Source organism: Filimonas lacunae, assembly GCF_002355595.1.
Lineage (GTDB): Bacteria > Bacteroidota > Bacteroidia > Chitinophagales > Chitinophagaceae > Filimonas > Filimonas lacunae.
This window is the reverse complement of record NZ_AP017422.1, coordinates 3,603,879-3,618,487: the sequence shown is the minus strand read 5'-3', so window position 1 is coordinate 3,618,487 and position 14,609 is coordinate 3,603,879. Positions and strand designations below refer to the sequence as shown.

General features: G+C 46.2%; 9 protein-coding genes. 7 read left to right on the top strand and 2 right to left on the bottom strand.

Going from position 1 to position 14,609, the window contains the following annotated elements; all coding sequences use genetic code 11:
• The first annotated feature begins 3 nt into the window (after positions 1-3).
• The 7 genes from FLA_RS14340 (at position 4) to FLA_RS14310 (ending at position 12,864) form a co-directional block, all read left to right on the top strand.
• Positions 4-1,503, top strand: a complete 1,500-nt coding sequence (locus FLA_RS14340; RefSeq protein WP_076378158.1) for a PKD-like family lipoprotein — start codon at positions 4-6, stop codon at positions 1,501-1,503.
• 35 nt (positions 1,504-1,538) lie between these two features.
• On the top strand, positions 1,539-2,468 hold the full coding sequence (locus FLA_RS14335; protein WP_076378160.1) for an ABC transporter ATP-binding protein: 930 nt from the start codon (positions 1,539-1,541) through the stop codon (positions 2,466-2,468).
• 10 nt (positions 2,469-2,478) lie between these two features.
• Positions 2,479-4,923 carry a Gldg family protein gene (locus tag FLA_RS14330; protein WP_076378162.1) on the top strand — a complete coding sequence of 815 codons (2,445 nt, stop codon included), beginning with the start codon at positions 2,479-2,481 and terminating at the stop codon, positions 4,921-4,923.
• Positions 4,924-4,925: 2 nt separating this feature from the next.
• Complete coding sequence (locus tag FLA_RS14325; protein ID WP_076378164.1) at positions 4,926-6,263, top strand: MutS-related protein; 1,338 nt, start codon at positions 4,926-4,928, stop codon at positions 6,261-6,263.
• 12 nt (positions 6,264-6,275) lie between these two features.
• Positions 6,276-7,595 carry a MutS-related protein gene (locus FLA_RS14320; RefSeq protein WP_076378166.1) on the top strand — a complete coding sequence of 440 codons (1,320 nt, stop codon included), beginning with the start codon at positions 6,276-6,278 and terminating at the stop codon, positions 7,593-7,595.
• A gap of 6 nt (positions 7,596-7,601) precedes the next feature.
• Positions 7,602-10,427 (top strand): M16 family metallopeptidase, encoded by a 2,826-nt coding sequence (locus FLA_RS14315; protein WP_084206154.1) that lies wholly within the window; start codon positions 7,602-7,604, stop codon positions 10,425-10,427.
• Positions 10,428-10,584: 157 nt separating this feature from the next.
• The gene (locus FLA_RS14310) at positions 10,585-12,864 is read left to right on the top strand and encodes a tetratricopeptide repeat-containing sensor histidine kinase (RefSeq protein ID WP_076378168.1); all 2,280 of its coding nucleotides are present in this window, start codon (positions 10,585-10,587) and stop codon (positions 12,862-12,864) included.
• A gap of 55 nt (positions 12,865-12,919) precedes the next feature.
• Here the strand turns inward: FLA_RS14310 and FLA_RS14305 are convergent, their stop codons facing one another.
• Complete coding sequence (locus FLA_RS14305) at positions 12,920-13,654, bottom strand: hypothetical protein (RefSeq protein WP_144264006.1); 735 nt, start codon at positions 13,652-13,654, stop codon at positions 12,920-12,922.
• Between the two features lie 93 nt (positions 13,655-13,747).
• Positions 13,748-14,569, bottom strand: coding sequence for an AraC family transcriptional regulator (locus tag FLA_RS14300; RefSeq protein WP_076378173.1), 822 nt, complete (start codon positions 14,567-14,569; stop codon positions 13,748-13,750).
• Positions 14,570-14,609 lie beyond the last annotated feature (40 nt).

Sequence of the window (14,609 nt, the reverse complement as noted above, 5' to 3'; positions counted from 1 at the left end):
TGTATGATGCAAAAGAAATTTGCTTATTTCATAGCCTTGCTGGGCATTTGCTGCTGTACGGCCTGTTACAAAGACAAAGGCAATTACAATTATCATCCCATTAATGAAGTGGCTGTAAGCCAGTTTGATACCGTACAGGGATACCTGGTATATATTGCCGACACTTTGAAGGTGAGCCCCGTTGTTACCGGCACATTGGATAAAGAAGGCACTGCTGGCTACAGTTACGAGTGGTCGTACGAAACACAGGATTTTGTATCCACAGTTATTAGCACCGAAAAGAACCTGCGTTATGCTATCACGCTTTTGCCCGGCAATTATTCGCTTCGGTTAAAGGTTACCGACAATGCTTCTGGTGTGTTATACCATTTCAGAGCCAATTTGCAGGTAAGCACGGCAGTATATGAAGGTTACCTGGTATTAAATGAGGTGAATGGTCATTCCAGGCTGGATATGTTATCGTATCAAACGAATACACAGCAGTTTACACAAATAACGGACGTGCTGCAAAAAATGGCCTCTTCACTGCCGCAACAAGGCTCGCCGGTGAATATCTTTTGTATGCAAAGCAGCGTTACCGCAACGGCCGATGGTAACTCTTATAAAATATACTTGTCTTCCTCATCGGGTACCAATAACCTCAACTCCGAAACTTTTGATTATGAAGCGAAGCAAAATATCAGCTATGAAATGATTGGTGATGTGCCACAGGACTTTACAGCTTCTAACTTTTTCGGCACTTTCCGCTTTGGCGTTATTCCCACGATGTATATGGTGGCTGATAATAATGTATATATCCGCACCAATAGTTACCCGGCTTTTCCCTATGTACCGTTAAACGCATATGCCGGTGCACTGCCTTTTAAAGCATCGCCTTACATAGTGGGTGATCCTAACTATTGTATGATATTCAATATGGACAAGCGTACTTTTACACGCACGCCCTCTTTTAGCGCCAACTACGTGGAAGATATGGCCCCAGGGCTGAACTTTCCCACCGGTAAAGACCTGGTGTATATGGAGATGTCGTACAGTGGCGTTATTCACGCTATCTTAAAAGATCCATCTACAGGTGCGTATTCAATTATCCGTTTTTTACTGGGTACAACACCTACGTATAATGATGTTATTACCGCTACCGATTTTGATAAGGCTACCCATTACGCTATGAGTCCCGATCGCGGTTACCTGTTTTACAGCGTTGGAGGTAAAGTGTATGAATACGACCTGTCGCTGAAAACTGCCAAGCTGATGCTGGACAGGGGTAGCGAAGAAGTTACTTACCTGGCTTTTCCCAACTTCTTTTACCGCACCACCAAAACTACCTATACCAGCTGGGCCAACCTGCTGAATATAGGCTGGTACAATGCTGCCGGAACAGCCGGGGCTAATGGTACTTTAGAACAGTACAATGTGCCGCAGGTAAACGGACAAATAACACTGGCCAATCAATGGACAGGATTTGGTAAAATAACCAGTATCGCCTACCGCGAAAGAAGATAACAACATTTATTATATCACCATTTAGATAACAGGCAATGCAGGATTCGATTGTCAGGATAGAACATTTGTCGCACCGGTACTCCAATACCTGGGCTATACGCGACATTAACATGGAAATAGCCAGCAGCGGCATAGTAGGCCTGCTGGGTTCCAACGGGGCAGGTAAAAGCACTACCATGAATATTTTGTGTGGTGCGCTTAACCAAACCGAAGGCGATGTGTTTGTAGGCGGCATTAATATGCGCCGGCAACCAGAAGAAGCCAAAAAGAACATTGGCTTTTTACCACAAAACCCGCCGTTATACATGGACCTTACAGTGGACGAATACCTGCACTACTGTGCAGGTTTACGACTGATACCGAAGCAAACCATGAAGGGGGCTATACAGGAAGCCAAAGAACGTTGTGGTGTAGCGCACTACAGTAATCGTTTAATCCGCAACCTCTCCGGCGGTTACCGTCAACGTGTAGGTATTGCACAGGCTATTGTGCATAAACCACGCCTGGTGGTGCTGGATGAGCCTACCAACGGGTTGGATCCTAACCAGATACTGGAAGTGCGTGCCTTGATTAAAGACATTGCTACCGAAAGGGCAGTGATCTTTTCATCCCATATCCTTTCCGAAGTGCAGGTATTGTGTAAAGAGATTGTGATGATTGAAAGCGGGCGCATTGTGTTTTCTGATACCATCGATGCTTTCAATAACTATGTAGAGCCGCACAGTATGCTGCTGCATATGGAAAACCCACCAGCCGCTGCTGCGCTGGAAAAGATTGCCGGCGTAACCAGGGTGGAGTTTTTAACCGAAAGACAGGCACGCATATACTTTAGCGGCGACCAGGAAATTACCGAAAGTGTAATAGCTACCAGTGTGCAACAAGGCTGGCGTTTACGCGAGTTAAGCCTGGATAAAACAGCACTGGACGAAATATTTAAACAGTTATCCTCAAAACAAAGCAATTAATTATACAAGGATGAAAACGATATTAAGGGTAGCCAAAACAGAATTAAAGCTATTGTTTTACTCACCCATCGCCTGGTTTTTACTGGTGGTGTTTTTAATACAATGCGGTGTAGTATACTTTAATGCTATAGAGTCGTTTGCCCGCACACAGGAGCTGGGCGGCCCCGGCTTGCGCTATATGGATGCACTTACCAATCGCGCGTTCCTGGGCAAGAGCGGATTGTTTGGCAGTGTGATGCAAAACCTGTTCCTGTATGTGCCATTATTAACTATGAGCCTTATTAGCCGAGAAACCGGCAGCGGCACTATCAAGTTGTTGTACTCTTCGCCGGTAAAGGTGTACCAGATTATACTGGGCAAATACCTGTCTATGGTTGTATACAGCTTACTGCTGGTGCTGGTAATAGGCTTGTTCCTGGTATGCGCTTCGTTACAGATCGTGCATCCCGAAACAGGCATGCTGTTGACTTCGCTGCTGGGCTTCTTCCTGTTGCTGTGTGCCTATGCCGCCATCGGATTATTCATGAGTTGTTTAACTACCTACCAGGTGGTTGCGGCTATCTGTACGTTTGTAATGATAGGCATTCTCAGCTATATCGGGCTTTTATGGCAGCGCATTGCGTTTGTAAGGGAATTAACTTATTTTCTTTCTATCAACGGTCGTACACAAAAGCTGCTTTCAGGCCTCATTACCACCAAAGACCTGGTATATTTCCTGGCTATTGTATACATATTCCTGGGCCTGAGCATTTATAAACTGAAAGCGGGTATGGAGTCAAAGCCCGCGCTGGTAAAGGCCGGCAGGTATGTAGCTGTAGTGCTTTCTGCCTTGCTGATAGGCTATGTAGCCTCTATACCATCGCTTACGGGTTATTACGATGCCACGTTTAATAAAAGCCGTACCGTGGTACCCGCTGTGCAAAAAGTACTGGCCGACCTGGGCGATGATCCGCTGGAAGTTACTTCCTATGTGAACCTGCTGGATCAATATGCTTACCTCGGTGGCCCCGATTCTTATAACGATAACGAATCCCGCTGGGAACACTACCGCCGTTTTAAAAGCAATATTCATTTACATAAAGTATCCTATTACGATAGTGCTTTCGCTAACACGTACAGTTTTCTGCCGCACGAAGCTAAAAACCTGAAAGAGGCAGCAGAACAGCTGGTAAAGATGAATGGCACCCGTTTAAGTGATTACCTTACCCCGGAGCAGATTCAAAAACAAATTAACCTGCGCTCGGAAGACAACCGCTACGTGATGCAGTTGAAGTGGAAGAATAAAACCACCTGGCTGCGCATCTTTGACGACCAGGAGGTATGGCCCGGCGAAACGGAAGTTGCTGCTGCTTTAAAAAGACTGGAACAGGCTAAACTGCCCGTGATAGGCTTTGTAACAGGCAACCTGGAAAGAGATATCAATAAACTGGGCGACCGGGAGTATAAAGGTTTAACTAACCTCAATGGCTTCCGTTATTCGCTGGTAAACCAGGGTTTTGATGTACAAACCGTTTCTCTGGAAACAGATGAGATACCACAGGGTATAGCCGCGCTGGTAATAGCCGATCCGCGCCTGGCATTACCACCCGCTACCTTATCTAAACTACAGCAATACATTAACAATGGCGGTAACCTGCTGATTGCAGGGGAGCCGGGCAGACAGGATATCGTAAACCCGCTGTTAAGTCAGCTGGGCGTGCAACTTACGCAGGGAACCGTACTGGAAGCCAACAAAGAAGAAATGCCGAATAAAGTAAAAGCATTGTTAACTCCGTTTGCGGGCGGCTTTTTCAAGCCGGTGGCTAAAGCGGTGGCCGATAGCCTGCCTGTGCATATGCCAGGGGTGGCAGGTGTTAGCTGGAAACCTTCCGGTGCATTTGCTGTACAGCCTTTACTGGTTACCGATGCTCAAAACAGCTGGAACCGTGTAAAGCCTTACGATGCAGAAATGATGACCAGTGGTGTGGCAGTAGAAGGCAATGGGGCAGTTGCACAGGGTGGCGCTGTAGTAACTACAGTAGTATCAGGTGGTGGCAGACCTTCTCCTGGTGGCCCGCGTGCTGCACAGGGTATGGACAGAGATAAGTTAGGTATGGTGAGTTATTCCCCGGCCGATGGCGATGTAAAAGGGCCGCTTACTACCGCTGTTAGCCTTACCCGCAACATCAACGGCAGGCAACAACGCATTGTGGTGGCAGGCGATGCCGATTTTATGAGTAACAAGCAACTATCCGGTGGTGGTGGCAAGGCCAACTTTGTATTCAGCCTATCTATATTCAGCTGGTTAAGCTATGGCGAGTTTCCTATTGATGCTACCCGCCCCGATAACAGGGATAAAAGAGTGAAGGTGACGCTGGATGACGTGAACACCATACGCACCCTATTCCTCTGGATCATTCCTGCTTTAATAGTGGCCTTTGCCAGTGTATTATTAATCAGGCGCAAAAGAAGATAATCATGCCTTTTACAACAGATAAACAAACGCAGGACGATTTAAACCTGTTTGGCAGGCATGGCACAGATGCCATTTATCACCTGTTTCAGCGGTGCAGTACCCGTGGCGGTGCGGCCCTGCTGGAAGAGATGTTCCGCAATCCTTTAAGCACTGCCGCGGCTATTAACCAGCGTAGCAGCAGGTTCCGTTTATTTGCGGAAAGCGGTATGGCTTTTCCTTTTAACACAGCGTTGTTTGATCCGGCCGAAACTTACCTGGGTAATACAGACGAGCGTACACGGTTGGCCGATCGCGTAGCTTCTGCCGGCAGCAGGCTGGGTAAGCTGGTGGGGAATGATATTGAAACACAACAATTGTATCAAGGCATAGAAGCCCTGGTGCAATTGCTGAAAGAAGCGCGCAGGTTTATAGACACCCTGCGTGCTGCACCCGCTACCACCGGGTATGAAGCAGAAGTGGCGGCCATTACCGCCATACTGCAACAGCCGGAACTGGCAGTGGTGTTTGAAACCGGGAATAAGTTACCGGCCAGTGCTATGGGGTCGCTGGATACACTGTTACGTTTTGGGCATTGGGATAGCTTATTGCAGTTGCTACGGCACCTGTACCTGCTGGATGTGTATATCGCTGTGGCGCAGGTAGCCCGTGAGCGTGGTTTTTGTTTTGCCGAAGCCTTGCCGGAGAAAGGGGGCATGTTATCATTGGAAGGCGTATTTCATCCGCAGTTGAAAAAGGCTGTGCCCAATACACTGCATATGGATGGTAACAGCAACCTGGTGTTTTTAACCGGTGCTAACATGGCTGGTAAAAGCACGTTTATGAAAAGCGTGTGTATTGCCTTATACCTGGCGCATATGGGTTTTCCTGTTGCAGCTGCCGGCATGCGCTTTAGTGTGCTGGATGGCATGTACACTACTATTAACCTGCCTGATAACCTGGGCATGGGTGCCAGTCATTTTTATGCCGAAGTATTGCGCGTGAAAAAGATGGCGCAGGAACTGCAACAACAGAAAAAACTGTTTATCGTATTTGATGAGCTGTTCCGGGGCACCAATGTAAAAGATGCCTGTGAAGCTACTATTGCGGTGGTAGCAGGCTTTGCCGCCAAACGCAACAGCCTTTTTATTATCAGTACACATATTATGGAAGCAGGCGAGGTGTTACAGCAGCGGTGCCCCAACATACAGTTTGTATACCTGCCCACCGGTATGCAGGATAACAAGCCTGTATATACCTATACGGTTACAACCGGCATCAGTGATGACAGGCATGGCATGGTGATTATACAAAACGAGCGTATACTGGATATACTGCACAATGGCAATAAAAAACTGATTTAAATACCACCGTACATGAGTTTTATAACGGATAAGCAAACATTGGATGATTTGAACCTGACGGGTAAGTATAAAGCCAATTCGCTGTTCAGCCTGTTTAACCGGGTACAGACAGCCGGAGGAGAGCGCCTGCTGGAAAAGCTGTTTAAAGAGCCGCTTACCGATGCTGCTGTTATTAACCAGCGTAGCCGGTTGTTTCAGTACTTCCATCAAAAACAGTTTCGTTTTCCTTTTGCCACCAGCAGCCTGGCGGATGCAGAATATTACCTGTCGCTACCCGGTAACGCAGTAAAACCTTTTGCAGCAGCAGGTTTGTTGAAGCAAAAACTGTTAAAGTCATTGGTGCATGATGAGCAGTACGATAAAACCATCACCGGGTTGCAGGCTGCCATAACCCTGCTGCAAACAGCTGCACAGTTTTTACAGCAGCTATCTGGTTACCCTCAACCGGAAACCTTGTTGCCGGTGAATCAATTGCTCAACGATAGCCGCTTGCAGGGATGGCAACAAATACAGCCACAGCAGCTTTCAACGCAACAGGTGGCCCGTTATCATCACCTGCTGCTGCATGTGTTTCGCCACGAAATGGATGCCGTGCTGGAACTGGTTTATCACTGGGATGTGTGCATAGCGGTGGCCGGAGTGGCGCAGGAAAGAGGGTTGCATTATGGGCATGCATTGCCCGCAGGTGCGCATACCTTTAGTTGCGCGGGGCTTAGCCACCCGGGGCTTACCAAAGCCGTTGCTAACCCGATGGCTTTTCATCCCCAACAAAACCTGTTGTTTTTAACCGGTGCCAACATGGCGGGTAAAAGCACTTTAATGAAATCGTTTGGTATAGCCATCTACATGGCCCATATGGGTTTTCCTGTAGCGGCACGTGAATTACGGTTTTCGGTAATGGATGGGTTGTATACTTCCATTAACGTACCCGATAATCTAAACCAGGGCTATAGTCATTATTATGCCGAAGTACTGCGGGTGAAAAAGGTAGCTGAAGAGGTAAGTCGCGGACATAACCTGGTGGTGATATTTGACGAGCTGTTTAAGGGCACCAATGTAAAAGACGCCTACGATGCCACGTTAGCAGTAACAGAAGCGCTGGCAGACTATCGCAATTGCTTTTTTATCATCTCTACCCATATTATAGAAGTAGGCGATGCCTTACAGCAGCGTGGGGCAGCAGTGGCTTTTGGTTACCTGCCCACCGTAATGGAAGGTGCCGTGCCCCGTTATACTTATACACTTACCACCGGCATTACCAACGACCGGCAGGGAATGATGATTATACAAAATGAAGGTATTTTATCCCTGCTGGATACACATTCAAATTAAATAGCAATGAACATACAAACATGGTTTCACAGGCCAGCAGTATTGCTGGCTACAGGCAGCGTATTGCTGGTGGCCAGCGCCGGTGCGCAAACGGTAGCCCACACTGCTTTACCGTTAGACACAGCGGTACGTACCGGTAAGCTCAGCAATGGATTTACGTATTTTATCCGCCACAATGCTACTCCTGAAAAAAGAGTGGTGATGTACCTGGCCTGTAAGGCGGGGTCTATACTGGAAACAGAACAGCAACGCGGGCTGGCGCATTTTATTGAACACATGAGCTTTAACGGCACCACGCATTTTCCTAAAAATGAACTGGTAGATTATCTGCAAAAATCAGGTGTGCGTTTCGGGGCCGATTTAAACGCCTACACTTCGTTTGATGAAACGGTATACCAGTTGCCATTGCCTGCCGATAACAAAGCGCTGTTGCAGAATGGCCTGCAAATTATGCGCGACTGGGCACAGGAAGCCACACTGGAAACACAGGAGATAGAGAAAGAGCGTGGTGTGATACTGGAAGAAGCCCGCCTGGGCAAAGGGGCGCAAAAACGCATGCAGCAACAGGTAATGCCTATGCTGATGAATAACTCCCGCTATGCTTACCGCCTGCCTATTGGGTTAGACAGCGTGATTCAATATGCGAAGCCGGAAACTTTACGGCAGTTTTACCACGACTGGTACCGGCCCGATTTACAGGCTTTGGTGGTAGTGGGCGATGTAGATGTGCAGGAGATAGAACAGCAGGTAAAAAAGCTGTTTGGAACCCTGAAAAATCCTGCTAAAGAAAAAGCGCGCACACAGTACCGCATACCGCTTACCGGTAAAAACCAGTTTAAAGCGCTTACTGATGCTGAAATTACCAGTAGCTCGGTTGATGTATATATCAAGCTACCTAACATCGAATTAAAAACGGCAGCCGACTACCGGCAGGCTATTGTGCAGCAGCTGTTGAACCAGCTATTATCGCAAAGACTTATCGAGGTAAGCAAACAGGCCAATGCACCGTTTATCAGTGCCACCGCCGGTATACAAAATTACCTGAACCAGTTGCAATTGTTTGCCGTGCATGTAGATGTAAACAAAGGTGCCTGGGAAAAAGGTGTTAAAGCTGCGTGGCGCGAATTGGAGCGTGCCAAACGTTTTGGTTTTACCGCAACAGAAATGAACAGGGCGGGTAAAGACTACCTGGCCAGTTTTGAAGCCGCCTGGAAAGAAAGAAGCAAAGCGCGGAGTGACCAATATGTAAAAGAATATGTTGATTACTTTTTACACGGCACCGCTTCGCCCGGCATAGAAAAAGAATACGAGTTGGTAAAAGCATTACTGCCACAGATTACTTTGGCCGAAATTCAGGCACGGTTGCTGTCTGCCCTAAAAACTACTGATTGCGATATGGTAGTAGCTGCGCCGGATAGTGAGAAAGAGAGTTTGCCTACAGCAGCTGTCATCACCAGCTGGCAACAGGCAGTACAACAGGAAACGCTGGAAGCCTATAAAGATGCTGTGGTAAATAAGCCGCTGCTGGCGCAAAAGCCTGTGCCCGGTAAAATTATAGCAACCACACAGCAGTCTGTGGCCGGGGTTACAGAATACACGTTAAGCAACGGTGTAAAAGTGGTGATAAAGCCTACCACCTTTAAAAAGGATGAAATTAGCTTTTCTGCCTTTGCAGCCGGTGGCACTTCCTTATATAACGATGCAGATTATCCTTCTGCTTCCTATGCTACCGGCGTAGTGGCTATGGGCGGTGTAGGCCCATACAACAGCACAGAACTGGGCAAATATCTATCCGGCAAACAACTGGGCGTAATGCCTTATATAGGCGAGCGAAGCCAGGGCTTTACCGGCAAAGCCACTACAGAAGAACTGGAAACAGCTTTGCAACTGGTATACCTGTATTGTACGGCACCGCGTGCCGATGCCGCTTTATTCACCAATGCCATTAACCGTTCCAAAGCCTCGCTGGCAAACCGCTTCAACGATCCTGCCAGTGTGTTTGCCGATACTGCCGCCGGGGTACTGGGTAATTACCACCTGCGCCGCACCGGGCCCAGCGAAGCCAAACTAAACCAGGTAAATATGAATCGTGCTTTGGAAATATATAAAGAGCGTTTTGCAGATGCTTCCGGTTTTACTTTTGTGTTTGTGGGCAATATAGATACCGCCACTATCAAACCTTTACTGGAAATTTACCTGGGTAGCTTACCAGCCAGTCATACAAACGAAACAGCCAAAGACCTGGGCATACGCATCCCTAAAGGCAACATCAGCCGTGCAGTATATAAAGGCAAGGAAGATAAAGCCACAGTAAGATTGTATTGCAGCGGCGATTACACTTACAACGAGGAAAACAACACGCGCCTGCAGGCATTAAGCAAAGTGTTGGGCATTCGCTTAATAGAGCGCCTGCGCGAAGAAGAAGGGGGCGTGTATGCGCCCGCTGCCAGTGTGTCGTTTGCCAAATATCCTGCTTCGGGTTATATGTTCAGCATCAGCTTTGGTTGTGCCCCTGCCAATGTAGAAAAGTTGATAGCCGCTACGCAGGACGAAATGCGCAAGTTGCGGGAAACAGGCCCCGACCAGGTAAACCTGGATAAGTATAAAGCAGAAACACGTACCTCACTGGCTACTGCCATACAAGGCAATGGTTACTGGATGGGCTACCTGGCTAACCAATACCAGCTGAATGAGCCGCTGGGCGATGGTATGGAGCAAGGTAGGCTGGTAGAAGCTTTAACAGTACCAGTGTTACAGCAGGCTGCTAAAGAATTTTTGAAAACGGATAATTTCATTCGTTTGGTATTATTACCTGAGAAGGGAGCGGAATAAGTATTCTACACCTCAACCGGTTTTACTGGTTGAGGTGTACTTTCAATAAGTAAATAGTACAAGAAAAGAGTAGTAAACAGAGCGTGTACCTTTTGTTGTGCGTTTAATTTTACACTATATGCGTATATATAGTTGTTCCACTCTATACTGTATCCCGATGAATGTATTAGCTGGTAGAATAAGGCAGTTGGGCATGATGTTACTATTGTTTGCAGTAACTGCTTATGAAAGTAATGCACGTTATAAGGGGAGTTACAATGTGGAGGATACTGCCGCGATAAATGCTACTTTGGCAAAAGCGTTATTATTGGTAAACAAGCCGGGAGAGGTTGCGGCAGATTTGGATGCTGCTCAAAAACTGGCAGAACAAGCATTACATGCATCTTTTGGCGGCAGGTACCGGTTGGGGGAAGGAGTAGCCTATACATTGTTGTCAAAGATTTACAGAGAGAAAAACGAGCGGGAAAAAGGACATCAATTTGCCAGTCGTGCAGTAGGCCTGTTTACAGGCAATGTACAGTATCCTGCACAGCAGGCGGATGCATTAATAGAACTGGCCGACTATAGTAGTATTGATGATTCAGTTGGTTTAGTCCATAAAATTGGATTGTACAGGCAAGCTACTGATATGATGGATAAGGCTGTAACCGGAGATTTGAAAAGCGCGGATGCCACCAAATTCCTGGGTGATTTATATATGTTATACCGCCGCTATGATTCGGCGAAGTATTATGTGCAAAAGTCTTTAGCTATTTATCAGGCAAACCGGTATGGGCAACTACAGGATGTGTATTCACTGTTGGGGGTAATTTATTATAACCAGTTTAACAGGCGCCTTGCTTTAAAGTACGAGTTGCTTGCTATGGAGGTAGCTGAAAAATTCAAAGATAGCAGTGCGTTGGTGGTGGCCATATATAACCGGCTGGGCATGTTGTACACCCGTATGGATCACGATTCTGTAGCAACAGCGTATTATTTAAAGGCTATTACGCTTGCGGAAAAAAATAACAACGATGATCGTTTCAGGCTATATGTGAATGTAGCACAAATGCATATCAGGTCACGCAGGCTGAAAGACGCCGAAATTCTACTGGAAAAAGGAATCAGGGAATATCCTCCCAGGGACACTATTCAAGACGATTATGCCGATTTGCTGAATACTTTGTTAGGTGTATATGCTTTAACCAGGCAATGTAAACAGGGAGAATTATTACAAAGCAGGATGAAAAAGATTGTAGAGCAGCATCCGGGCGAGCTGGATGTGATTACGCTACATAATTTTCATCATTTTTCTTCGATGCTTTTTATGGCTAACGGGCAGTATGATGAGAGTGGGGAGCATATTGATGCTATGGAGCAGTTGAATCAAAGGGATAAGTATATCACTTCCAGTAACAGAACAATTGCTTATCTCCGGTACCAGTTAGATTCTTCCAGAAATAATTTGGCAAGCGCTTTAATGTATTACAAACGTTTTAGTGATGAAAGAGATTTGCTGACCAAAAAAAATTATGATCAGGACTTAGCCGGCCTGGAAGTGGAATACGAAACAAAAAAGCGCGATCTGGAATTAGGAACAAGGGCAGAAGCGATAAAAAACCTGCAGGCACAGGCTCAGTTGCAGCAGAAGGCGCTGCAAAGCAGGCAACTAACCCGTAACCTGGCATTGGTAGGTATTATATTGCTGGGCCTGTTGCTGGCATTATTATATAATCGTTTCCGGTATAAGCAGCAGACTACCCGCATATTGAACAGCCAGAACGAAAACCTGAAACAGCTACTGGCTGAGCGGGAATGGTTATTGAAAGATGTAAACCACCGGGTTAAAAACAACCTGCAGATTGTGATAAGCCTGTTAGATGCACAAATGGCCGATCTTACCGATGATAAGGCGTTGCATATGGTGCGGGGCAGTCAGCAGCGTATGCATGCTATATCCCTTATTCATAAAAAACTGTCGCTGACTGAAAAATATACCAGCATTCCTATGCAGGAATATATACCCGAACTGGCAGAAGAATGCCGGAAAAGTATGGATGCTATCCGTGTAGCGGGTATTACTACAGAAGTAGATGCGGTATTGCTGGATGTTTCACAGGCCGTTTCGGTGGGGCTTATTATTAATGAAGCTATTACCAATGCCTATAAATATGCTTTTACAGATAGAAAGGCAAACGCGCGTATTGCCATCCGGTTGCGTGCTATCAATGAAACGTCGGTAAAATTAACTATTACAGATAACGGGGTAGGTGTTGCTGATACCTCATTGTTAGCACAGTCCTCTTCCCTGGGCATGACGCTGATACAAGGGCTTGCCACGCAGTTAAATGGTAAAGCCACGTTTGTTTCTGAAAACGGTTTTTCGGTACAGGTAACTTTTCAAAAGATGGCTGTGATGAATTTACAGCCTGCTGAAGTGGTTGCTGTAGCGGTGTAAGCTTAAAAATAGTGATGAAAAAGTGCCCTTGTGTATAAAGCAAGGGCACTTTTTGTTAAGCATATATGATATCGAATATGTCCAGCGAAACCAGCAGTGGCTCAGGGTAGAAAGAGCCGTCTGCATCATTAAGCGGATAAATCCTGTGTTTGGTAGGTGCTTTAATACCATTAAACTCTTTATAGTCAGAGTAGTAATGCGTAGCTGAATTATTACCCAGTACTTCCGGCCAGTAATCGTGGCGCTTTAATAAACCTTCCTGCGAAAAATAGAATACCTGTTTTTTGCTATGGGTAGGCACATGATCAGGAAAAATTACCTGTAATCTTCTCCATGTTTCTCCTTGTTCCTGCCAGGGATCCATTTCCAGGAAATGGAAGCCGGGAGTGCTGAACAAAAAAGGAGTGGTCAGGTAATTCCAGGTGGCATAGCTTACAAAGTATACCAGTTGCATGCGGTTCCACGGTGTGGTTAATTCATGCCCGGCAAAAGAGTCACGTGCATTCAACAGTGATTCCGTTATTGCTCCTTTGCTGTTGATAATAGCTACATCCCTGCCGTTGAACGAGGTTTTCTCTTCTTTGGCCTGCACATTCGTCCAGCTGTCGAAAGGGGCATGTAAGTTGGCGGTAAAAACAATATCGTCCAGTACACCTGGATGGCCTTTAGTTGGCCAGGTTACACCACCGATAGACAAATGTGCGGTAACGGTGTGTAACTGGTTCCACCTGGTTACGCCGCCATGAGCGTTTAATACCAGGTTTACCAATTCTTTTGCATCTTTCATCATTACTCAGTTTAAATGAATACAACAAAATTATAGTCCCGCTTTTTGCTGCTCATGTATCATGCCGGGTTGTTGTGGTACAATTAGCGGTTGTGTTTACTGGTAATGCTCTAATGCTTTAAAGTTGTTTTTGAAATGCGAAAAGGTGCTGCCCGATTGGTTTTTAAAGAAACGGCTGAAATGAGAGTTGTCTGTAAAGCCGAGACGGGATGCAATCTCTTTCATGTTCATCTCTTCACAAATGAGCATGCGTTTGGCTTCTGCCAGCACGCGCTGATGAATGATATAGCTGGATGGATGCCCGGTTTTTAACTTCACTACCATATTCAGATGATTAGGGGTAAGCGTCATTAATCGGGCATAGTCTTTCGTTAACCGGTAGGATAAAAAGTGCTGGTCAAGCAATGAATAAAAATTGCTGATATGGGTATGGTGCGTGTGCTGCGGGGGATCCTGCGCCTGCACTGCTTTGCAAATGCGGAACAGGAATACCTGGAATAAACTGCGTAACATGTCATCTTCATCATAATAACTGCTGTTAAGCTCCTTGCTTAATTTAGCGGCAAAGCTGCACAGCATGCTGTTGTCTTCGTCAGACACCAGCACACTGTTAATGTCCAGCGTTAACGTATGAAAATGCCGCACGGTAACAGCAGATAAGATAATAGAAAGCTCCAGGAAATCATACGAGAAAGAGAGTACAAAACCTGATGCCTGGTTTTCCCGGATATTGCTAACTACATCCATCGCTTTAATAATACCTGCTACATTTTTATGTAGGGTTACCTGCTTTTGTCCGCATTGATATTGCAGTGTTCCCTGGTTAATCAGCACCAGGTGATAAGTGTAACGGTTGGTGAGCCATTTTTGTAAAGGCGCACCGGGTTCAATATGGTGAATTGCCATTCCTGTTTTCATAATTTACAGCTTTTAAATGTTGGCGATTAAATGGCGGCAA

Bases quoted from the DNA above. Each gene is read 5' to 3' on its own strand.
- FLA_RS14340 (WP_076378158.1), top strand. From the start codon at position 4: ATGATGCAAAAGAAATTTGCTTATTTCATAGCCTTGCTGGGCATTTGC.
- FLA_RS14305 (WP_144264006.1), bottom strand. From the start codon at position 13,654: ATGATGAAAGATGCAAAAGAATTGGTAAACCTGGTATTAAACGCTCAT.
- FLA_RS14320 (WP_076378166.1), top strand. From the start codon at position 6,276: ATGAGTTTTATAACGGATAAGCAAACATTGGATGATTTGAACCTGACG.
- FLA_RS14310 (WP_076378168.1), top strand. From the start codon at position 10,585: ATGAATGTATTAGCTGGTAGAATAAGGCAGTTGGGCATGATGTTACTA.
- FLA_RS14315 (WP_084206154.1), top strand. From the start codon at position 7,602: ATGAACATACAAACATGGTTTCACAGGCCAGCAGTATTGCTGGCTACA.
- FLA_RS14330 (WP_076378162.1), top strand. From the start codon at position 2,479: ATGAAAACGATATTAAGGGTAGCCAAAACAGAATTAAAGCTATTGTTT.
- FLA_RS14325 (WP_076378164.1), top strand. From the start codon at position 4,926: ATGCCTTTTACAACAGATAAACAAACGCAGGACGATTTAAACCTGTTT.
- FLA_RS14335 (WP_076378160.1), top strand. From the start codon at position 1,539: ATGCAGGATTCGATTGTCAGGATAGAACATTTGTCGCACCGGTACTCC.
- FLA_RS14300 (WP_076378173.1), bottom strand. From the start codon at position 14,569: ATGAAAACAGGAATGGCAATTCACCATATTGAACCCGGTGCGCCTTTA.